Below are 20,711 nucleotides of genomic sequence, written 5' to 3'. Positions count from 1 at the left end.
CCTGGTCGTCGTCCCCGTCGTCAACGGCAAAGTCAGCTTCTACAACAACGCCGGATCCGTCGACCTCATCGCCGACGTGGCCGGCTACTACACCACGTAACCCCAGGAGCGCCTTGCGCCGGCCGGCCCTGCGTCAGTCGGCGCATTCGGTCAACGTCCCGATGTGCACGATGAGTTCGCTGCGCCACTGGTCGGTCAGGGGTGCGCCGGCCAGGGCGTGGGCGGCCGCCGCGGCCAGTTCGGCGATCCGGCGTTCGGCGCCGGTGCGGCTGTGCGCGTCGAAGAGCACGTCGCGCAGCAGGGCCGCCTCGTCGCCGAACTCCGGGCCTCCCGCGAGGAAGCCCCGCAGCCTCCAGGCCGCATGCAGCCACGCGGCGAACTCTCCGTAGAACCGCTCCAGTTCCGGACCTCCGGCGAGCGCGGCGCCGAGCAGCAGCGGGTGCCGTACGGCGTACCAGCCGGCCGCGCAGCCCCGTGGGCAGCCTCCGGTCAGGCATGGGCCCGGCCATGGGTCGTCCTGGTAGGCCGCTCCGGCGGCGGCGGCCGCATGGGTGCCGAGCACCCGTTCGACGCGGAGCCGGTCCCAGACCCGCCGGGCCTCTTCCGGCAGCCCGGCGGCGAGCCGGTCCGCGTAGGACAGTGCGAGGTCCCCGGCGAGTACCGCGGTGCCCTCGCCGAAGCGGCGGGACTCCCCGCGCCAGCCGCTGCGTTCGTGCTCGGCGGCGTGGCTGACGTGCAGGGTGGGCAGGCCGCGCCGCAGCGCCGTGCCCTCCCGGGTGTCGGTGCGGATGGACAGGCCCGCGTCGAGGAATTCGAGTGCGGCCGCGGCATCGACGGCGTGGCCCGATTCCGGGTCGCCGCCCGCCGCCAGGTAGCCGGTCAGGAAGAGGGCCGGGCGGACCCGGTCCCCGGCCGTACGGACCACGGCCGCGATATCGCTCACCAGGGCCGCCGCGTGGCGGTCCTCGACGGCCCACTGGCCGTGCTCGTCGGCCAGCAGGCCGCCGATCCGGGCCTCGGCCCGCTCCAGTACGCGTTCGCGCAGCGCCGCGGGGGTCGCGGTGGGCCGCGCGGGCCGGTCGTTCGTCATGGTGTGCCCCCTCGGTGGGTTGCGCCTCTGACCGAGCCTGCGGGACCGGGCCCCGGATCGCGGGGGCGGCCGGCCGTCCCGCACCGGACCCGGGGGCCTGACGCCCGTACGACGGCTGACCCCTGCCGTCCGGTACGGCGCACCCGGCCGCCCCTGCCATGGGCCTGCCATACTCCTGCGGCAGCCCTGGCGGCCCCGGCGGCCCTGGCGCTCCCGGCGGCCCGGCGGCCCGGCGTGCGGGGACTCCCTCCGGGCCGCTACATCTCGGCACCGATGAGCTGGAGCTCGACCGGCAGCTCCAGCCGCCGCGTGATGCCGAGTTTGCGGTACGCGCGGGTGAGGTGCTGCTCCACGGTGCTGACCGTGACGCACAGCTTCTCGGCGATCTCCCGGTTGGTGTCCCCGCGCACGGCGAGCGCGGCGACCCGCCGCTCCGAATCGCTGAGCCGGTCGACCAGTTCGGCGTACGAGGTCACCGGCGCGGGGGGCACCTCCGGGGCCGGCTGCGGACCGGGCCGGGTGATGGTGTTGCGCAGCGGCTGCGCCCCGCACTCGTCCGCCAGGTGCCACGCGGTCCGGCCGACCATGACGGAGCGGCTGGTCTCCCCGCAGTCCTGGAGCACCCGCGCGAACTCGGCCAGGGTCCGGGCGAGCTCGTAGCGGTCGCCGGAGCGGCGCAGGGCCTCGGCGGACCGGGCCAGCATGACCTGCCGTTTGCGCGGCTCCTGATGGGCGGCCCGGGCGCGCAGGGAGATGCCCTCCACCCACGGGTCGGCCATGTCCGGCATGGCGAGCTGGTCCGCGACGAAGCGCTCGGCCTGGCGCGACTCGCCGAGCCGGTGCAGGGCCTCCGCCGCGTCCGTGCGCCAGGGCAGGACCACCGGGCGGTCCAGGCCCCAGCGCCGCATGCGCCGCCCGATCTCCAGGAAGTCGCCGAGTGCGGCGTGATGGCGGCTGGCGGCCAGATGGAACTGGCCGCGCGCCCGCAGGTACTCCAGACCGGGCACCGAGGCGAAGACCGAGTCCGGTACGGGCCTGGCCAGTTCCTCCGCCGCCTCGTCGGTCCGGCCCAGCGCCAGCCGGGCCCGTACGAGCGTGCCGGAGGCGGCGCTCATCAGGGCGCTGCCGGTGCCCCGCGGCACCGAGCCGAGGGCCGCAAGGGCCTCCTGCTCGGCTCCCGCCAGATCACCCTGGCGCAGCAGGACCATGGCGTGGACGGTGCGCAGCAGGGCCGACCAGGCGGGCGCGCCGCGGCGGTCGGCCTCGGCGGCGGTGTGCCGGCACCAGTGGAGGGCGTGCTGGGCGCCCCCGAGGTAGAGCAGCGTACGCAGGGCCTGCACGGTGGGTTCGACGGCTGCGCAGCCGGGCGAGACTCCGCGCAGGAAGTCGTCGGCGGCCACCACCGCGGCGGCCGGCCTGCCCTCGGGCAGGTGCCACAGGGCCGTCGGGGCGCCGCCCGGCTCGTCCGTGCCGTGGCCGTACCCGGGGAGCCGGCCCTCGTCCCGGCGCGCCCGGCCCTCGCCGCGCGGTACCGGGATCCTGCGGGGGAAGGCGCAGAGCCCGTCGAGCGGGTCGGGTTCGTAACCGCCGGCCCGGCCCTGCGTCCGGGGCCGGGCGTGGCTGCCGTACGCGGCGCGCTCGCCGGGGGCGGGCCCGGCGGCGGCGCGCAGGGTCAGTACCTCGGCGGCCTCGTCGAGCCGGCCCTGGCTGGTGAGCGTCCGGGCGAGCGCACCGAGTGCGGACGGGCCCAGCCGTCCCGCCCGGGCCGCCGCCAGGGGCGCACCGAGGCGGAGTTCGGCGAGGGCGGGGTCCAGCCGGGCGGCGACGGCGGCGGCCCGCAGTTGCACGTGGGCCAGTTCCTCGGGTTCGGTGAGGTGCGCGGCGGCCGCTTCGAGGCAGGCGAGGGCGCGTTCGGCGCGGCCCGCGGAGAGCAGCTGGACGGCGGCCCCCTCCAGCACGGGCACCCCCCAGTCGGGCGCCGGACCGCCGGCGGCGAGCAGGTGTGCGGCGACGGCGGGAGCCTCGGCCCCGGCGTCGTGGAGCACGGCCGCCGCCCGCGCGTGCAGGGCGGCGAGACCGGCGGCGGGAGTCGCATCGAGCACGGCCCGGCGGGCCACCGGGTGGCGGAACCGGCTGCCGTCGAGCAGGCCGGCCTCGCCGAGGGTCGCGACGGTGCGCTCGACGGCGGCCGCGGGCAGGTCCAGCAGGGCGGCGGCGGTGCCGGGCGAGGCGAGCCCCCCGAGCACGGCCAGGGCGCGGGCGAGTTCGACGGTTCCGGCACCGTTGCGCTCCAGGCAGGCCAGGACGGCCTGGCCGAAGGCCCCGTGCGGCTCAGGATCCGGCTCAGGCCGCGGCTCCGGCTCCGGCCGCGGCTCCGGCTCCGCCCCTTCGGCGCCGGCGGCGCCGGCCGAGGCGTAAGCGGGCCCGAGCTCCTCGAAGAGGGCGCGCAGCAGCAGCGGGTTGCCACCGCTGATCCCGCACAGCCGCGCACTGTCCCGTGCGGCCCCGGGCAGGGCTGCGGAGCCGGCCAGTTCGGCGGCGCCGGCCGCGCTCAGCGGAGCGGGACGCAGCCGGACCAGCTGGGGCAGCCGGATGAGGTCGGTGGCGGGCAGCGGGTCGCCGGGGCGCCCGTCCAGGGTCCGGCCGAGGACCAGCAGGACGCCCGATGCCCGCGACGTATGGGCGAGGTGGAGCAGGTAGGAGCGGGAGAGGTCGTCGGCGTGCTGCCAGTCGTCGACGCAGATCACCACAGGGGTGCCCGGGGTCGCGAGGCGGCGTACGGAGGCGCTGAAGAGCTCCATCGACTCCGCCTGGCTCCCGTGCGCCGTCCGCCGGGTCGAGCTGAGCAGTCCGGTGCGGCTGCCGGCCGCGAGCTGGCCCAGCACCCCCAGCGGGAGCCGCCGTTCGGCAGCCGAGCCGGTGGCGCGCAGCACCAGGGCGCCGACCGCGATGCCGAGCTGGACCACGAAAGTGATCAGTTCGGTCTTGCCGCAGCCGACGGGGCCTTCGATCAGAACGGTGGCGCTCTCTCCCCCCACACAGGACGCGAGAACCGTTTCCAGTCTTTTCAGCTCACCTGCTCGTTCCACGAGCCTCATGCGATGCCCCCCTGAAAGCACATATTCCGTTTCCCGGCACCCGGATTTCTTCTCAAAAAGCCCTCCGTGGCGCGCGTCCCCGCACCCGTGAATTCCCTATCCGAGTCCGAGGGGGCTTTTGTGCGCGGCGCAATCCACCCGTAAGGGCGGGAGCGCGCAGCCGGCCCTATGGCAAGCGCATGGCAAACCCGGGTGCCGGGTCTGACCCCCGTACGGCGGTGCCCGTCGGGCCGGGTGCCGCACATGGCAGCAAGGTGGCGGATCCGCCCCGTCCGGGCGGACACCTCGGGGAGCCCGGCCCTGCGTACCCGGCGGCGGCGGCCGGCGGCGGGGACGGTGGAGATCCGCCCGTCAGACCTTCCGAGAGCCACAGGGGCCGCCATGCTTTCCGCTCTGCTGCCACCCGACGTCGTCGCCGTCGAGGTGCGCTCCGATCCCGTGGGCGCCGCGCTCTTCCCCGAGGAGGCCGAGCTGGTCCGTGACGCGGTACCCAAGCGCCGGGAGGAGTTCACGGCCGTCCGCTGGTGCGCGCGGGTGGCAATGGCCCGGCTGGGCCTGCCGCCCGCCCCGGTGCTGCCCGGCGGTCGCGGGGCGCCGACCTGGGATCCTTCGGTGACCGGCAGCATGACGCACTGCACGGGGTACCGGGCGGCGGCGCTGGCACCGCGCTCGCGGATCGCCTCCCTGGGGATCGACGCCGAGCCCGACGAGCCCCTGCCCGAGGGGATCCTGGACGTGATCGCCCTGGGTCCGGAGCGCCGGCAGGTGGCGGCGCTGCTGGCCGCGCGCCCGGAACTGTCCTGGGACAGGCTGCTCTTCAGCATCAAGGAGTCCGTCTTCAAAACGTGGTATCCCCTGACGGGACGGGAGCTCGGCTTCCACGAGGCGCTGGTGGCGCTGGATCCGGACCGGGCCGCGTTCCACGTGCGGCTGCTGACCGGTCCCGTGGCGTGCGGCCTCGCGCCGCGGGAGCTGCGCGGCCGCTGGGCGGCCGAGGACGGCCTCCTGGTCAGCGCCATCGCCCACACCGCCGCATCCGCCGCTTCCGCCGATTCCGCACGTCCCGCCGCCCGCGTCCCGGCCGCCGCATGACGCAGGCCCCCCAAGCGACGTGCGTGGAGGGCCTCGTCGGCACTTCGATGCCGGTGGTCAGCCGGGCATCAGTTCCAGCGGTCGTCTTCCGGGATCGTGACCGATCCCACGACCGAGCCGAGCGCCGCCCCCAGGCCGACCTGGACGTGCACGCCCGGCCCGTCGGCCAGAGAAGGGCCGGCGGCCTGCGCGCCGCCCGTCACGGAAAGGCACAGCGCAAGAGCGAGGGCGGCCACCGCGAACGCGCCGACCCGTGCACTCCCCACAGAGCTTCCCATTTCTCGTCCCCCAAACAGTAAAGATTCACCAAAGAGGCCTTGATGAATGGTTTCGCTTTGAACCTTCATCGGCTGCCCCCGCCTGTCCCCCACAGACTGCCTGCGATCATCGACGCAGACCAAACCCATCACGGTGGCGTAATGTTGCATGACAACAAATGCGCCGGAGTTCGGGGGAGCGGCACGGATGATAGGGAGCGAATACACCGCTTCGGGTTTCGCGGAGCTGGACGACACGAGCGCGTCCGCCTACGGGCAGGCCGTCCGCATGGGCCGGTTCGACCGGGAGGCCGTGGCCGAGGAGCTGCGGCTGTGTCCCCAGGACATCGAACGCACCGAACAGGTGCTGCGCCACCTCAAGTTGCTCCAGCCGATGCCGGGTGACCCGTCCGTCCTGGTGCCGGTGGGCCCCGACGCCGCGGCCGCCGACCTGGTGGGCGCCGCCGAGCGGCAGATCCGCGACCTCCAGGCCGCCGTCACCGACGTCCGGTCCAAACTCCTGTCCCTGACCCCCCTTTACTTCGAGGGCCGCCGGGAGCGGAACCGGGTCGAGGCCTTCGACCTGATCACGGACGCCGCCCTGGTGCAGTCCACCATCGACGAGCGCCGCCAGATGTGCCGCAGCGAGCTGCTGATCATCCAGCCGGGCGGCCCCCGCCCGGCCGAGATCCTCCCCGCCGCCCGCGAGTCCGCCCTGGAACTCCTCGGCCGCGGCGTACAGATGAAGACCCTCTACCAGCACACCGCGCGCAGTGATCTGCCCACCCGGGCCTACGTCCGCGAGGTGACCGCGGCCGGCGGGGAGGTGCGCACCGCCGACGAGCTGATCGACCGCCTGTTCATCTACGACCGCGAGATCGCCTTCCTGCCGGAGCGCGCCGCCTGTCCCGGCCGGCCCCCGGGCGCGGCGATCGTCCGCGAACCGACCCTGGTGTCCTTCCTCTGCTCCGTCTTCGACCACCTCTGGGACGGGGCGACGCCGTTCGCGCCGGAGACCAACAAGGCCACCGCCACGGCGGACGACGTCAAGCACTCGATCATGCGGCTGATGTCGAAGGGCTTCAAGGACGAGATGGTGGCCCGCCGCCTCGGCATGTCCGTGCGGACCTGCCGGCGCCACATCGCCGAGATCACCGAGGAGCTGGAGGCGACCAGCCGCTTCCAGGCCGGCTTCAACGTCGCGATGTCCGGGATCCTCGACACCCCGCAGGACGAACTGCTCTGACCCCGCTCCCTCTCAGATCCTGCGCAGGACGTCGCTGATGGTGTCCACGCAGTCCTGGTCCAGCATCGTGGTGATGTCGGTGTCCGGTGAGGAACCGAAGCCCGCGTCGTACACGGCGCCGCTGACGCAGTACTCGTCGTCGATCACGAAGGTGCGGAAGGACCACTCGTCGCCCGCCCCGGGGGTGCCGTCCGGGCGCTGCACCTGGACCGGCCTGCCGTCCGGCCCGAAGCCGAACTCGGTGAACCGGAAGTTCATCCCCTGGCCGATCGCCTTGCTGTAGGCCTCCTTCAGCGTCCACAGCCGTACGAGCGACGGGTTGCGCTCCCGCTCGTCCAGCGCGGCCAGGGTGATCAGCTCGTACGGTGTGCAGACGTGCCGGCCGAGCCCGTCCCGGTACATCGGGCGGTCCGTCCGCTCGGCGTCCACCCCGATCAGGCCGCGGGTGGTCAGCCCGACCAGCAGCAGATCGCCCGTGTGGCTGAGGCTGATGTCGATCTGGTCGTAGCCGCGCAGGTACGGCCGTCCCGTCGGCCCGTACGTCAGCTCCAGCTGGGCGGGATCGCTGCGCAGCACCGCGCCCGCCGCGCACTTGAGCAGCAGCCGGGAAGCCGCGTAGCGGCTGCGTACGTCGTCGTGGGCCAGTTCGAAGTAGCGCGACCAGTCACGGCCGAGCAGTTCGCGCAGCGCGTCTCCCTGCGGGAGCTGCTCCCCCAGCTCGGACATCCGGGCCCACAGCAGCGCGGAGCCCGTCTCCCGCAGGTCCTCGCGGACCTGGATCCAGGCCGCGTCCGAGCAGTCGGCGACCTCGACCGGGGTGGAGAGCGGCGGTCCCACGGCCGTGCTTCGGGGGGCCGTCATTCTTGCTCCTTCACTAAAGCATGGATGTCTTCGATCGTTGCGGCTTCGAGGATGGGCCGGACCGGAAGCCGCCGTCCTGTCTGTTCTTCTATGAGGGTGATGAGTTGCAGCAGGAGCACCGAGTCCCATTGCGGCAGGTCGGCCAGCCGGATGCCCGGCCCGTGCGCCCTCAGATCAAGATTGAACTCATCATGGAGCAATCGGTGGAAATCGTCGAGGCTTCCAAGATTCACTTGTATCCTTTCCGGCCGAAATCATGTGCAGCAAGATGTGGTCGGGAGCGACTTGAATCTCTGTCAAGTCGTGCTGGAATAGCGTGCCTTCGGGCGCGTCGGCCAGTCGGGTGAAGCCGAGCGAGGGGTAGAATCCGGCGGCCCGGGCATTCGCCCGGTTCTCCGTGTAGCGGGCGGTCACCACGGAGCAGCCGTCGGTGCGCGCACGTTCCAGCAGGGCGCGGACAATGGCCTGTTCGATGCCCCGGCCCAGCACCCGGCAGCTGAGCCAGACGTTCTCGATCTCCAGCGCTTCCCCGGCCCGCCGCGCCAGCACCGCTCCCACCGTGCCGTGCTCGCCGAACCGGTCGGCCGAGCGGGCGGCCAGCAGCATCCGGCCGCCGGTCCCGGCCGCGGCCGACGCCACCTCCTGCTCGGTCAGCCGCAGTCCGGTCAGGTTGAACCGATTTGTGCGCTGCGTGAGTTGGGCGACACGGGCCCATGCGTGCGGTGCGGGCCGGCCGAGGTCCACGGTGATGCCGAGGTCCCGCAGGAACCCCTCCGCCGTTGCGGCCTGTCGGCGGGCTGCGGCGCGCTGCGATTCGGCTCGGTACCGACCGGCCCGGTCCCGGTCGTCCTCGGTGAGGGTCGGTGTGTCGAACCAGCCGTCGCGCAGCAGGCGGGTGATGTGCAGGGCCGGCTCGTCGTCGAGGCGGACCACGGCGGCCTCCGGCACCGCGGCCCGGACCCGTGCGCACTCGGCCGAGGAGTCGTCGACGAAGACCAGTGCGCCGGTGCCGATGCCCAGCCGGCCGGCGATGTCCCGCACATGGGTGTCCTTCGGCTCCCAGTCGGCGCGGATCTCCGCGAAGTCCCCCTCGCGCAGGACCAGGTCGGGGTGGCCGGAGAGCGCGTCCACCACCTCCCGGCGGTCGTTCTTGCTGCTGACGGCGAGCAGGACGCCTTGCGCGGCGAGCTGGGCGATCACCTGCTGGAACGCCCCGAAGGCCGCGGGGCGGCCCTCGCCCGCCGCGGCGATGCCGTCCGCCCCGCCCTCGGCGAGCACCCCGTCCCACAGGGTGTGGTCGAGGTCGAGCACCAGGCACTTGCGCGTCAGCCCGTGCCGGGCCCGGGCCAGGTGGGCGGCTTCCCGGGCGACCGAGGCCAGCAGGGGTGCGCCCAGGCGGGCCCGGGCGTAGTGGGCGAGGCGCACGTCGCGCACCGGTCCGCCCTCGGCGATCAGCGGGTCGAGGTCGAGCACCACCAGGCCGGCGCAGCGCGTACCGAGCCGCAGCAGTCTGCTGTTGAACTCGCGCCACACCGCTCCGAGTTCGGCCCGCGAGCGGTGGTCGATCAGCTGGTGGCTGCGCTCCCGGGGCAGCGGGACGGTGTTGAGGACCAGGGTGCCCCGGCCCGCGGCCGCGTGCCCGGCGGCCAGTGCGGCGAGCAGCTCCAGGGCCTCCCCCGCGGCGCGTTCCACGTCCTGCGGCCGCCATACGGGGGGCACGCGGCCGAAGACGGTCTCGTCGTCGAGCAGGCACAGGACCAGTTCCGCGGCGCCGAACGGGCCGCCGGCCCCGGCGAGGTCCTGGACGTAGGCCCCGTGGTCCCCCAGGACCGGGTTCAACAGCATCCCGTGCCGGGCGAATTCGGCCGTCAGCGGGTCCACCACGGGTGCGACGGTGGACTGCCCGGTGATTCCGACCGTCACCACGGGGGTGCCGGGGTGCAGATCCCGTACGCGCTGCCGGTCCACCCCGGCCAGCAACCGCCCGACCCGGCGCAGCAGGGCCGGATCGTCCTCCGCCTCGTCCCGGGCCAGCAGGGCGGCGACCGTGTCGTACTCCTCCTCCAGCCTGTCCTCGGCGCGCAGGGCGCGCAGCCGGTCCAGTACTCCCGTCCTCGCCGTCACTCCCGTCCGGGCCGTCGCTGCCACCGGCGCCGCCTCGGACACCGCAGTGCTCCTCACCCCTGTTCCCACGGCCGCCTCAGACCCTTTCCAGGCCGAGTCCGGCCTTGATCCATTTGCTGGACTCGATGGACAGGACCAGCGCCCGTTCGCCCTGCACCATGTGGTCGAGCAGTCCCTCGATCTGCAGGAAGGGCAGGGCGTTCCCGGTGTTCCCGGTGTCGGCGACGCAGCTGATCTCCCGCGCGGACGGCAGGGCCAGCCGCTGCGCGATCCGTTCGGTCATCCGCCGGGAGAGCTGCGGCGGCAGCAGGTAGTGGACCTCCTCGGGCCGCCAGCCGGTCTCGTCCAGTAGTGCCCACAGCAGCTCCGCCGCCATGTCCGGCACCTGCTCCTCGATCGCCTTGTAGTCCTCGGCCAGCATCGGCCGGTCCGAGTCCCGGTCGCTGGTGCCGTACCAGTCCAGGAGCTGTCCGGGTTCCCGGCCGAGGCCGGTGAGCCGGTGGACCACGCGCCGTACGGCCACCCGCTCGCCGGCCGGCTCCGCCGTCAGCACGGCCGCACCGGCGCCGTCCCCGAAGAGGACGTAGTTGACGAGCTCCCGGCCGGGAAGCCGGCCCGCACCGGGCCGCAGGTCGAGGTGTCGGTGGGTGACGTCCCCGCCGATCACCAGTCCCGCACCGGCGCCGGCGCCGAGCAGCGCCGCGCCGAGCTCCACCGCCTGGAGCGCCCCGGAGCAGCCGGACTGCAGCTGGTAGACCGGCAGGTGGTCGAGCCCGAGCCGGTCGGCGACCTGCGCGGCCGTGGTGGGCAGCAGGTGGTCGGGGGTGGCGGTGGCCAGGACCAGGAACTCGATGTCCGCGGCGTCCAGGCCCGCGGCGGCGAGCGCCTGGGCGCCCGCCTCGGCGCACAGGTCGGCCAGGGTGGCGCGGACCTCGCCGGTGGCGAGGTCCCGGGCGAAGTGCCGGGTCCGGGTGCCCACGAACACGTCGATCCACTCGTCGCTGACGCCGAGGGCCCGGCCGAGGGTGCTGTTGGAGACGGGCGGCCCGGGCAGGGCGCTGCCAGTGGCGGCGATGAATGCGGTGGTGGGGTGCAGGGTGTGCTCCTTCATGCGGCCGGGACCGCCTTCGCGGTGAGCTGGTGGCCGAGGTGGTCTGCGAGGGAGGCGACCGAGCGCAGGGCCGGCAGCATGTGCGGGACGGACACCTCGCCCAGTCGGGGCAGCCGCGCCTCGATCCGGTCCTTGAGCTGCATGATCATGACGGAGTCGAAGCCGAGGTCCTCGTAGAACCGGACGGCGGGCCCGATCTCCCCGGCCGGGTAGCCGCCGACCTCCGTCACGGCGGCGATCACGGCTGCCAGGACCTCCCGGTCCGCGCGGTTCCCCTCCGGGGCCGCCGCGAGGGCCGCCGCGGAGGCCATGGCGGGCGCCGGGACCGCCGGGACTGCCGGGACCGCCGGGACCGCCGGGACCGCCGGGACCGCCGTACCGGCCGGGGTCGTCGCCGTCGGGTCCGCCCGGCGGCCGTTGCGGAACCGGCTCCCGGTGCTGAAGACGTACGGCGCCAGCGGCTCGTCCCTGCGGTCCCCGGGCTCGTACAGGGCCGACCAGTCGGGGTCGAGGCCCGCCCGGTACAGCGCCGCGGCCACCTCGGCCAGCTCCCGGCCGCCCGACTCGGGCCCCGGGCAGGGGTGCAGGAAGTCCCGCCCGTGGGCCGCGTCGGCCCGGCCGGCCAGCGGCAGCAGCTGCGGGCGCGGCCCGAGTTCCAGCAGGTGCGTCGGCGCGGTCTCCCGTACGAGTGCTTCGAGCGCGTCGGCGAACAGGACCGGTTCGGCGGCCTGTCCGGCCCAGTAGGCGCCGTCCAGCGGCTCCTCGCGCAGCATCCGGCCGTACCGGGTGGAGGCGAAGGGCACCTGCGGGCGCACCGCGGCGATCCGCTCGGCGCGCTCCCTGAGCCGGTCGAGGACCGGCTCCAGCGCGGGCGAGTGGAAGGCGAGGGCGACGTCCAGGCGGCGGACCCGCACCTGGTCCGCGAGCAGCGCCCGTTCGATCCGGTCCAGCACGGCGGCCGGCCCCGACAGGGTGACGTCGCCGGGACCGTTGACGGCGGCGAGCGCGGCCTCCGGCTCGGCGGCGAGCAGCGCGGCAACCCGGTCCCGTCCGGCACGGACGGCCAGCATGCCGCCGCCCGCCGGGAGTTCGTCCATGAGCGCCCCCCGGACGGCGACCAGCTCGGCCGCCTCCGCCAAGGTGAGCGCCCCGGCGGTCACCGCCGCCGCGAACTCGCCGACGCTGTGGCCCAGTACGCCCACGGGCCGCACCCCGAGCCCGTCGAGGGTGGCGGCCAGCGCGTACCCGACGGCGAACAGGGCGGGCTGGGCGCATCCGGTCCGCCCCACCCGCGGATCGGCGCCGAGCAGCAGCTCCCGTACGGAGAAGCCGGTGTGCGCGCCGAGCGCCGCGTCGGCCTCGTCGAGGTGGCGCCGGTAGGCGGCCGACTCCCGGTAGAGGCCCGCGGTCATCCCCGCGTACTCGCTGCCCTGGCCGGTGAAGAGGAAGGCGACGGCCGGCCGGGACCAGGAGGGGGCCCGGCGGGTCCCGACGACGGCGTCCGGGCCGGCCTCGGCGGCCCGCCGCAGTGCGGCGGCGAGTTCGCCGGTGTCCCGGGCGGTGGTGGCGAAGCGGTACGGCAGCCCGGTCTTGACCCGGTTGCTGGACCGGCACAGGGCGGCGGCCGCGCCGCGCGGCCGGGCGGCCACCGCGGCGGCCTGCACGGCCAGGTTGCGGCGCAGCCCCTCGGGGCTGTCCGCGGTCAGGGTGAACACCCCGGCGGCAGCCTCGGCACGGCCGGACGCCCGCCCCCGGGCCGGCGCCCCGCCCGCGCCACCCGCAGCACTGCCGCGGCCGTGGGCGGGAGCGCCCGCCCCGAAGGGGCGGGGCGCCGTCGCGAGCACCGCGTGCACGTTGGTCCCGCCCATCCCGAAGCTGCTGACGCCCGCAACGGTCTCCCCGCGCGGCAGCCGCAGCGGGGACTTGAGCAGCCGCAGCCCGCGCTCGGCGAGCCGCAGCCGGGGATTCTCCCGGTCCGCGAAGCGGCTGGCCGGCACGAGGCGGTGGTGCAGCGCGAGCGCCGTCTTGATCAGCCCGGCGAGTCCCGCCGCGCCCTCGGTGTGGCCCACGTTGCCCTTGACCGACCCGAGCGCGCACGGCTCACTGCGGTCCACGCCGTGCACCGCGCCGAGCGCCGCGCACTCGATGGCGTCGCCCAGCACCGTCCCGGTGCCGTGGGCCTCGACGAACCGCACCTGGTCGGCGGTGACACCGGCCCGGCGGTACGCGGCCTCCAGCACCTTCTGCTGGGCCCACCGGCTGGGGGCGGTCACCCCGTTGCTGCGCCCGTCCTGGTTGACCGCCGTACCGCGGATCACGGCGTACACCCGGCTGCCGTCCGCCAGCGCGTCCTCCAGCCGGCGCAGCACCACGACCGCGACGCCGTCGCTGCGCCCGATGCCGTCGGCCTCGGCGCTGAAGGGCTTGCAGCGGCCGTCGGGCGCGGCCAGCCCGAGCTGCTCGTAGACCAGCCCCAGGGACGGCGACAGGACCAGGTTGACGCCCGCCGCGAGGGCCGTCGACGTCTCGCCCGACAGCAGCGAATTGACCGCCAGGTGGACGGCGACCAGCGAGGACGAGCAGGCGGTGTCGACGGTGAGCGAGGGCCCCGCCAGGTTGAGGTGGTACGACACCCTGTTCGCGGTCATCCCGGCGCTGCCGCCCGCTCCGAGCTGCGGGGTGACCCGGCGGTGGTCGGCCATGGTCAGGCGGCCCCACTCGCCGCCCATCATCCCGACGAAGACCCCCGTGTCGGTGCCGGCCAGCTCCGGGGGCGCCGTACCGGAGTCCTCGACCGCCCGCCACGCGCACTGGAGCAGCATCCGCTGGTGCGGGTCCATGGCGGCGGCCTCGCGCGGCGAGACGGAGAAGAAGGCGTGGTCGAAGCTGTCGGTGCCCTCCGCGAAGCCGCCCCGCGAGACGGCCGGGAAGTCGGCGGCGCTCCACCGCTCGTCCGGCACCTCGCCGATCGCGTCACCGGAGCGCAGCAGCAGCTCCCAGTAGGCGTCGGTGCCGTGCGCGCCCGGGAAGAGGCAGTCGATGCCGACCACCGCGATGCCGCCCCTCACCGGTACCGCCCGTCGGACGCCGCCATCGCGGACGCGGTCCTGGCGGCGGCCGCGGCCGGGGCACCGTGGCCCGGCAGCACCGTGAGCAGGTGGGCGAGCAGGCTCTCCACGGTCGGGTGGTCCCACAGCAGGGTCGGTTCGGCTTCCAGGCCGAACTCGTCCTCCAGGTCGCCGCAGAGGCTCAGGGCCATCACCGAGTCCATGCCGTACTCGGCCAGCGACACGGCGGGGTCGATGGTGGACGCCGGCCGGCGCAGGTACAGGGCGACCCGGTCCAGCAGCCAGGCGGGGGAAAAGGGGGTGGGGGCGGTCATCGCGTGCACTCCTTCGGTGTGCGGCGGCGTACGCACGGCGCCGGGGCCGGCGGTCAGCCGCACACGGGTGTGTTGTAGAGGTCGTAGCTGTGTTGGGCGCCGTATCTGATCTGCGTCTCGTGCCGGATCCGGGCCTCGCAGCCGGGCGGCAGGGCGGGCACCCGTGCGCCCAGCCGCCGCGCCACCCGGTGCAGGGCGGCCGCCGCCCAGGACGCGTCGGCGAGGAAGGGGTCCCCGCCGTCGGCCGCGTGCCGCCAGACCCCGACCACGGCGGCCGCGGCCAGCAGCAGCGCGTACCGGTCGACCAGCGCGAAGCCGGCCGCGGTGGGCAGGGGGCGGGAGCCGTCGCGGTCGGCGGCCCGGACCCGGTCGCGCAGGTCGCGCAGCTCCCCGGTGAGTACGCCGGCCAGCCCGGCCAGCGCCTGGACGGCGGGGTCGGTGCCGGTGATGTCGGCGCCGATCAGCGGCAGGCAGGCGCTGAGGGCGTCCCGGCCCGAGGCAAGGCTGAGCAGGCCGGCGGACGGCAGCGGCGGCAGCGGGTCCCAGGGCCGGAACAGCGCCGCGGGCGGCTCCGCCTCCCGGAACCAGGAGTCCCCGGCGAGCCGGGACAGCTGCGGGATGACCGTGGCCTGGCAGGCGGCGGAGCCGGCGTGGCCGAGACTGAGCACCGGTACGTCCCGGACGTGCTTCTGGAAGATGCCGAGCGTGCCCTCGCAGGTGTAGATGGCCGAGCCGAGCACCGTCGAGAGGTCGTACATCGTCTCGGTGAGCACCTTGGGCAGCAGGTACTTGAGCGCGGCCGAGTAGACGCTGGTCTGCTCGGGCAGCAGGTGCAGCGCACGCAGCGCCACCACCGCGAGGCTGTCGTAGAGCAGCAGGTTGACGAAGGCGCCGGTGGTGGCGGCGAAGGCCCGGTCGGTGTCCGGTCCGTGCGTGCTGAAGGCCATGGAGCGCTGTGCCTGGAAGCCGACGGCCGTACGCAGCACGGTGTCGACGGCTCCGACCGCGAGGGCGGAGATGACCGTACGGCTGAGCTGGAAGGAGCGCAGCGCGGTGGTGACCCCGCTGCCGAGCGGGCCGAGCAGCGCGGAGGAGGGCACCGGGCAGGAGTCGAACTCCACCCCGGCGAACCGGCAGCCGCGCAGGCCCACGGCGAGGTGGCGGGGCAGCAGGGTGACCCGGTCCGCGGGGAGGGCGGCCGGGTCGAGCAGCAGCGCCGAGTGGCTGCCGCTCCCGGGTTCCGGGTCGGTGCGGCAGAACAGCACCAGCGCACGGGCCCGTTCGAGGTTGTTGATGACGGGTTTGGCCCCGCCGAGCAGCAGTCCGCCGTCCGGGCCGGGGCGGGCCGAGACCTGGCTGCGTACGTAGTCGTTGCTGTGCGCGGTCTCGTGCTGGGCGATGGCGGCCTTGCCGCCATCCAGGAGCAGCGCGGCCAGCTGGGTGCGCTGCTGCTCGGTGCCCGCCATCCACACGTCGGAGGCGGCCATCCAGCTCATGACCCCGTAGCCCATGCCGAGGCCCACGTCCCGGCGGAAGACCGGCCGCAGGACGGCGACGAGGTCCTCGTACGAGGCGAGGCGCCCCCCGAGGGAGACGGGCACGAACTCGGCGGACACCCGGTGCGCGTCGAGCAGTTCCTCGCCGGGGGTGAAGCGCTCGGCGGCCCGGTCGGCGGCGACCAGCCGGGCGTACCCGAGGGGGTTGGCCGGGTCCCCGGGGTCGCCGAAGGCCGCCTCCAGCCCGGCCGCCCGGGCCCGGGCGGGAAGCCCGGCCGGGGCGGGGGTACGGGCCGGAGCGGGGGCGGGGTCGGCGGCGGGGGTACGGGCCGGAGCGGGGACGGCCCGGTCGGCGCGGGCGAGCAGGCGGTTCACCACCGGCCGCCGCCCCCCGCGGGCTCCGGCCGCAGCAGGTCCTCGCCGAGCGCCGCGCCGCGGGAGCGGACCAGGGCGGCCACGGCGGGGTCGAGCACCTCGTGGTCGGCGTGCAGCGCGCCCTGGAGGAAGAGCGTCCGCATCAGGGTGCGCTGGATCTTGCCGCTCGTCGTACGGGCGATGGCCCCGGCCCGGACCAGCAGCACATTGCCCACGGGAATGCCGAACTCCGCCGCGACCCGGTCCTGGATCCGCCGCACCAGCGTCCGCAGGCCGGCGGCGTCGCTGTCGGACGCCCTGACCTCGTGGACGACGACGAGCTGCTCGGAGCCCCCGGTGTCCACGGAGAAGGCCGCGCCGACGCCGCCGCCGAGGGCGGGGGCCGTACCGCGCACGGTCCACTCGACGTCCTGCGGGTAGATGTTGCGGCCGCTGAGGATGATCAGCTCCTTGAGCCGGCCGGTGACGTACAGCCGCCCGTCCTCCAGGGCGCCGAGGTCGCCGGTGCGCAGGAAACCGGTCTCGCCGGTGGCGAGCGTGGCCCGGAAGGTGCGCTCGGTCTCGGCGGGGCGCCGCCAGTAGCCCCGGGCGACGCTGTCGCCGCGCAGCCAGATCTCGCCGACGGCGCCGGGCGGCAGCTCGCTGCGGCTCTCGGGGTCGACGATCCGCAGGTCGTACCCGGTGGCGGGGCCGCAGGCGGTCAGCGTGCGCGCGTACGCGGACGGCACCGGACCCGCGGGGGCGAACCGGCCCTCGTCCAGGGCGGCCGCATCGACGGCGCTCGCCGTGTAGAGCGCCCCGGGGGCCCCGGCGGAGACCAGCAGGGTCGCCTCGGCCAGCCCGTAGCAGGGGTAGGGCGCCTCGGCACGCAGCCCGGCGGGGGCGAAGCGGCGGGTGAAGGCGTCCATGGTGCTCGCGCGCACCGGCTCGGCCCCGTTGAGGGCGAGGCGCCAGCGGGAGAGGTCGAGCCGGGCGACGTCCTCGTCGGAGATCCGCTCGACGCACAGGTCGTAGCAGAAGTTGGGCCCGCCGCCCACGCTCACCCCGTACTCCTCGATCGCCTGGAGCCAGCGCAGCGGACGCTTCACGAAGGCGGTGGCGGACATCTGGACGGAGAAGCTGCCGAGCAGGAGGGGGTGCAGCAGGTGGGCGATGAAACCCATGTCGTGGAAGTGCGGGAGCCAGCTGCCGAACCGGTCCTCGGCGGTGGTCCGCAGCACCTGCCGCAGCAGCCGCTGGTTGTCCATCACGTTCCGGTGGCTGACCATCACCCCGCGCGGATCGGAGACCGACCCGGAGGTGTACTGGAGGAAGGCCAGGTCCTCCGGTCTGGTGCGCACCGGCCGCCAGGCCTCGGCGTCGCCCAGCCCGGGCAGGTCGGTGGCCAGGCAGGACACCCCCTCGGTCAGCGAGTCGGCGAGCCACCGGGACACCTCCGGCGCGGCGGCGGCCTCGGTCAGCACCCACCGTGCGCCGGTGTCCCGGAGCACCGCACTGACCCGGTCGCTGCGCCGCCCCCGCGGCCCCGCCCCGGGCAACGGCGCGGGCACGGCGACGGCCCCCGCGTACAGGCAGCCCGCGTAGGCGGTGAGGAAGTCGGTGGTGGAGCCGTACAACAGCAGCACGGGCGCACCCCCGGCCCCGCGTTCTTGCAGCAGGGAGGCGATCCTGCGCGCCTGCCGGTCCAGCTCGCCGTAGGTCAGCCGGCGCGGTGAACTCCCCGCCCGCTCCCCGATCTCGACGTGCGCAACGGCCTCCCCCAGCCGTCCCGCCTGCTCACGCAGGGCCTCGGTGAAGGAAGGCAGTTCGAACACATCGGTCAACTCCGGCATCGCGTCCCCCTCGCGCCGCTAACAGAACCCGACCGATCCTCGACCGCCCCTCTAAAGAACCGCTTGTACAGCGCACCTCGCCCCGGCCGCGCCGGCGCACCCGGCGGATCAGGCAGCCGAACACCAGGGGCCGACACCATCGCGTGAGCGAACGACCACGCCGTGTGGAGGGCATCAGGGCTGATGAGGGAGGAGCGGTACTGTCCTTCAGTGGCAAACCTCGCGCTGTTCAGCACCGACGACCTCTCCTTTCCCGCGTCTCTCCAGGAGGCCGTGGAACACGGCGAGGTGTTCACGCGTGCCTGGGTGGTCGAGCTCATCCTGGATCTCCTCGGCTACACCTCGGACAAGGACCTCTGCGATCTGAGGCTCGTGGAGCCGGCGTGTGGCGGTGGCGCGTTCCTGACCGTCATCGCGTCCCGGATCAGTGCGTCGTGCCGGGCGCACCGGCGCCCCGTCACGGATGCGGTCGACGCCGTCCGCGCCTTCGATCTGCTGAGCCGCAATGTGGAAGACAGCCGGGCGCTGGTCACGGCGACACTGAAGCAAGAGGGCTGGGAGCCGGAGCATGCGCAGAGGATCGCCACCGCATGGGTGCAGCAGGGCGACTACCTGCTGCAGCCTGACGCCGAGCACCGCGCCGACTACGTCGTCGGCAACCCTCCGTACATCCGGCTCGAAGACGTACCCGACGACCGGATGGCGGCGTACCGCCGCGCCTGTTCGACGATGGGTGGCCGCGCCGACATCTACATCGGGTTCTACGAGGTGGCCCTGCGCAGCCTCAACCGGGGCGGCCGGCTGGGCTTCATCTGCGCCGACCGCTGGATGCGGAACCAGTACGGCCGGCGGCTGCGGCAGCTGGTGACCGGGCACTTCAGCATGGACCTCGCCCTCGTCATGCACGACGTCGACGCCTTCGACGATCAGGTTGCGGCCTATCCCGCGATCACCGTCATCTCGAACGGGCCCCAGGCCACAGCGGTGGTCGCGGACGCGAACCGGTCCTTCGGGGCGGAGCAGGCGCGGGACTTCGCCCACTGGTACGCGGACGGGCGGCAGCCGGCGGTCACCACGGATTCCTTCCAGGCTGCCCGCATGCCCCAGTGGTTCCCGGAGGAGGACTCCTGGCCGGCCGCCTCACCGGCGAGGCTCGCCGTCCTCGAGGACCTCACCGAACGCTTCCGGCCCCTGGAGGACACCCGGACGGGAACCAAGGTCGGCATCGGCATCGCCACCGGCGCCGACAAGATCTTCCTCACCAGGGACGAGGACCTGGTCGAGGAGGACCGGCTGCTCCCCATGGCCATGGTCCGCGACACCACCAGCGGAACGATCGACTGGGACGGCACCCGCCTGGTCAACCCGTGGACGGCCGGCGGCGAACTGGTCGATCTCGATGCCTATCCGCGCCTGGCCGCCTACTTCCGCCGGCACGGTGAGGCCCTGCGCAAGCGCTACGTCGCGGTCAAACAGCCGCACCGCTGGTACAAGACCATCGACAAGGTCGACCACCAACTGACCCGTCGCCACAAACTGCTGTTCCCGGACATGAAGCTGAGGATCCATCCGGTCCTCGACGAGGGTGGCCTGTACCCTCACCACAACCTGTACTTCATCGTCTCGGACGTCTGGGACATGCGCGTACTCGGTGGCCTGTTGCTGTCCAAGGTCGCGGAGGCATTCGTGGAGGCGTACGCGGTCAAGATGCGTGGGGGCACCCTCCGCTTCCAGGCGCAGTACCTCCGGAAGATCCGCGTCCCGGACCCGGGGTCCATCGGCGAGAGCGACCGGGCCGCTCTGGCCGAGGCCTTCGCCGAGCGGGACGTGGAGGCTGCCACCGAGGCCGCCTTGCGTGTCTACGGGCTCGCCGAGCTGCCTGACTAGGAGGACGGATCGTGACGGTCACCCGCCAGGACTTCGAGGACGCCATCGCGGCGTACTGGGGGGCCAGGGACCTCCAGAGGGAGCAGTCGGCGATCAGGGCCGCCGTGGGTGCAGGCACGGCAGGTTCCGTACGCGGCGGCAAGCACTTCGACTCCATCGCCGTCCTGCTGTCGAAGTTCTTCCTCGACGCCGGCTACCCGCCGGAAAGCATCCGCGTCACCAAGTCCCAGGGCCTCGAACTGCCCGGCTACTACCGGCCGCAGAAGCAGTGGGACCTCGTCGTCGTCCACCAGGACACCCTCGTCGCCGCCTTCGAGCTGAAGGCCCTCGGCGGCCCGTCGTTCGGCAACAACTACAACAACCGCGTCGAGGAAGCACTGGGCAGCGCCGTCGACCTGCGCCACGCGGCCCTGGCCGAGCTGTACCCGGGCGAGGAACCCTGGCTCGGCTACTTCTTCATCATGCAGGACGAGCCGGGCTCCCGCAGGCCGGTCAAGCCGTCCCGCGGCGCCCTGCCGGTGGAGGGGATCTGGCACGGCATGTCGTACCAGGAGCGCTTCGGCGTCTTCTGCCAGCGGCTCCTGTCCGAGCGCCTCTACGACGCGGCCTGCTACATCACCTCGTCCCCCGCCGACCCGAAGCCGCACGAACCCGTCACCAAGCTCGACTGGCGCCACTTCTCGGCAGCCATAACCGCCCGCCTCACCTACCTCAAGGCCCTGGGCTTCCCGGGCTGACCCCCACGCACCGGCCCCCCGACGCGCAGGTCAGGCGTCCTGGATCAGAATGGCACTCCCCGAGACGCACCCGCGCTGGATGGCCAGCACCATCCGCCGGCGGAGGCTGGCGGCGATGTAGAG

Annotated in this window: 15 protein-coding genes; 4 read left to right on the top strand and 11 right to left on the bottom strand. The window is 74.2% G+C overall.

The annotated features are described in order from the left end of the window. Positions 1-133 precede the first annotated feature (133 nt). Entirely contained in the window at positions 134-1,090 is a 957-nt protein-coding gene (locus ABZ128_RS14785; RefSeq protein ID WP_356848536.1) for a hypothetical protein, read from the bottom strand. Between the two features lie 257 nt (positions 1,091-1,347). Further along, the gene (locus ABZ128_RS14780) at positions 1,348-4,188 is read right to left on the bottom strand and encodes an AAA family ATPase (protein WP_356848535.1); all 2,841 of its coding nucleotides are present in this window, start codon (positions 4,186-4,188) and stop codon (positions 1,348-1,350) included. A 381-nt stretch (positions 4,189-4,569) separates the two neighbouring features. Here ABZ128_RS14780 and ABZ128_RS14775 point away from each other — a divergent pair, with 381 nt between their 5' ends. Next, positions 4,570-5,280 (top strand): 4'-phosphopantetheinyl transferase superfamily protein, encoded by a 711-nt coding sequence (locus ABZ128_RS14775; protein ID WP_356848533.1) that lies wholly within the window; start codon positions 4,570-4,572, stop codon positions 5,278-5,280. Between the two features lie 68 nt (positions 5,281-5,348). Here the strand turns inward: ABZ128_RS14775 and ABZ128_RS14770 are convergent, their stop codons facing one another. Continuing rightward, a complete protein-coding gene (locus ABZ128_RS14770; protein WP_356848531.1) occupies positions 5,349-5,708 on the bottom strand; it encodes a hypothetical protein in 360 nt (119 codons plus the stop codon). A gap of 37 nt (positions 5,709-5,745) precedes the next feature. On the opposite strand from ABZ128_RS14770, the gene ABZ128_RS14765 reads away from it, so the two are divergent. Next, the gene (locus ABZ128_RS14765; RefSeq protein ID WP_356848529.1) at positions 5,746-6,783 is read left to right on the top strand and encodes a LuxR C-terminal-related transcriptional regulator; all 1,038 of its coding nucleotides are present in this window, start codon (positions 5,746-5,748) and stop codon (positions 6,781-6,783) included. Between the two features lie 12 nt (positions 6,784-6,795). Here ABZ128_RS14765 and ABZ128_RS14760 read toward each other — a convergent pair whose 3' ends face one another. The 8 genes from ABZ128_RS14760 to ABZ128_RS14725 are packed head-to-tail and all read right to left on the bottom strand — an operon-like array spanning position 6,796 to position 17,964. Then, on the bottom strand, positions 6,796-7,644 hold the full coding sequence (locus tag ABZ128_RS14760; protein ID WP_356848527.1) for a 4'-phosphopantetheinyl transferase superfamily protein: 849 nt from the start codon (positions 7,642-7,644) through the stop codon (positions 6,796-6,798). Next, positions 7,641-7,877 (bottom strand): phosphopantetheine-binding protein, encoded by a 237-nt coding sequence (locus ABZ128_RS14755; protein ID WP_356848525.1) that lies wholly within the window; start codon positions 7,875-7,877, stop codon positions 7,641-7,643. The genes ABZ128_RS14760 and ABZ128_RS14755 overlap by 4 nt, the downstream gene beginning before the upstream one ends. Further along, positions 7,834-9,810 (bottom strand): HAD-IIIC family phosphatase, encoded by a 1,977-nt coding sequence (locus ABZ128_RS14750; RefSeq protein ID WP_356848524.1) that lies wholly within the window; start codon positions 9,808-9,810, stop codon positions 7,834-7,836. The genes ABZ128_RS14755 and ABZ128_RS14750 overlap by 44 nt, the downstream gene beginning before the upstream one ends. Positions 9,811-9,844: 34 nt before the next feature. Continuing rightward, positions 9,845-10,879, bottom strand: a complete 1,035-nt coding sequence (locus tag ABZ128_RS14745; RefSeq protein ID WP_356848523.1) for a 3-oxoacyl-ACP synthase III family protein — start codon at positions 10,877-10,879, stop codon at positions 9,845-9,847. Then, positions 10,876-13,947 carry a beta-ketoacyl synthase N-terminal-like domain-containing protein gene (locus ABZ128_RS14740; protein ID WP_356848522.1) on the bottom strand — a complete coding sequence of 1,024 codons (3,072 nt, stop codon included), beginning with the start codon at positions 13,945-13,947 and terminating at the stop codon, positions 10,876-10,878. Before ABZ128_RS14740 ends, ABZ128_RS14745 begins: the two co-directional genes overlap by 4 nt. Beyond that, positions 13,944-14,261, bottom strand: coding sequence for an acyl carrier protein (locus ABZ128_RS14735; protein WP_356848520.1), 318 nt, complete (start codon positions 14,259-14,261; stop codon positions 13,944-13,946). The genes ABZ128_RS14740 and ABZ128_RS14735 overlap by 4 nt, the downstream gene beginning before the upstream one ends. Positions 14,262-14,314: 53 nt before the next feature. Next, on the bottom strand, positions 14,315-16,135 hold the full coding sequence (locus ABZ128_RS14730; protein ID WP_356848519.1) for an acyl-CoA dehydrogenase: 1,821 nt from the start codon (positions 16,133-16,135) through the stop codon (positions 14,315-14,317). Further along, positions 16,129-17,964 (bottom strand): fatty acyl-AMP ligase, encoded by a 1,836-nt coding sequence (locus ABZ128_RS14725; protein ID WP_356848518.1) that lies wholly within the window; start codon positions 17,962-17,964, stop codon positions 16,129-16,131. The genes ABZ128_RS14730 and ABZ128_RS14725 overlap by 7 nt, the downstream gene beginning before the upstream one ends. Before the next feature lie 210 nt (positions 17,965-18,174). Between ABZ128_RS14725 and ABZ128_RS14720 the strand changes: the two genes are divergently transcribed. Together ABZ128_RS14720 and ABZ128_RS14715 are read left to right on the top strand one after the other, a co-directional pair. Beyond that, complete coding sequence (locus ABZ128_RS14720) at positions 18,175-19,851, top strand: Eco57I restriction-modification methylase domain-containing protein (RefSeq protein WP_356848517.1); 1,677 nt, start codon at positions 18,175-18,177, stop codon at positions 19,849-19,851. An 11-nt stretch (positions 19,852-19,862) separates the two neighbouring features. Beyond that, the gene (locus ABZ128_RS14715; protein WP_356848515.1) at positions 19,863-20,588 is read left to right on the top strand and encodes a PaeR7I family type II restriction endonuclease; all 726 of its coding nucleotides are present in this window, start codon (positions 19,863-19,865) and stop codon (positions 20,586-20,588) included. Positions 20,589-20,711: the final 123 nt, after the last annotated feature.

Origin of the sequence: Streptomyces sp. NPDC006326 (assembly GCF_040612915.1) — a bacterium.
Classification (GTDB): Bacteria; Actinomycetota; Actinomycetes; order Streptomycetales; family Streptomycetaceae; genus Streptomyces.
This window is presented reverse-complemented; position numbering and strand designations above follow the sequence as displayed.

Coding starts and splice junctions, on each gene's coding strand:
- ABZ128_RS14785 (WP_356848536.1), bottom strand. CDS start 1,090: ATGACGAACGACCGGCCCGCGCGGCCCACCGCGACCCCCGCGGCGCTG.
- ABZ128_RS14780 (WP_356848535.1), bottom strand. CDS start 4,188: ATGAGGCTCGTGGAACGAGCAGGTGAGCTGAAAAGACTGGAAACGGTT.
- ABZ128_RS14745 (WP_356848523.1), bottom strand. CDS start 10,879: ATGAAGGAGCACACCCTGCACCCCACCACCGCATTCATCGCCGCCACT.
- ABZ128_RS14735 (WP_356848520.1), bottom strand. CDS start 14,261: ATGACCGCCCCCACCCCCTTTTCCCCCGCCTGGCTGCTGGACCGGGTC.
- ABZ128_RS14775 (WP_356848533.1), top strand. CDS start 4,570: ATGCTTTCCGCTCTGCTGCCACCCGACGTCGTCGCCGTCGAGGTGCGC.
- ABZ128_RS14770 (WP_356848531.1), bottom strand. CDS start 5,708: ATGCAACATTACGCCACCGTGATGGGTTTGGTCTGCGTCGATGATCGC.
- ABZ128_RS14765 (WP_356848529.1), top strand. CDS start 5,746: ATGATAGGGAGCGAATACACCGCTTCGGGTTTCGCGGAGCTGGACGAC.
- ABZ128_RS14725 (WP_356848518.1), bottom strand. CDS start 17,964: ATGCCGGAGTTGACCGATGTGTTCGAACTGCCTTCCTTCACCGAGGCC.
- ABZ128_RS14760 (WP_356848527.1), bottom strand. CDS start 7,644: ATGACGGCCCCCCGAAGCACGGCCGTGGGACCGCCGCTCTCCACCCCG.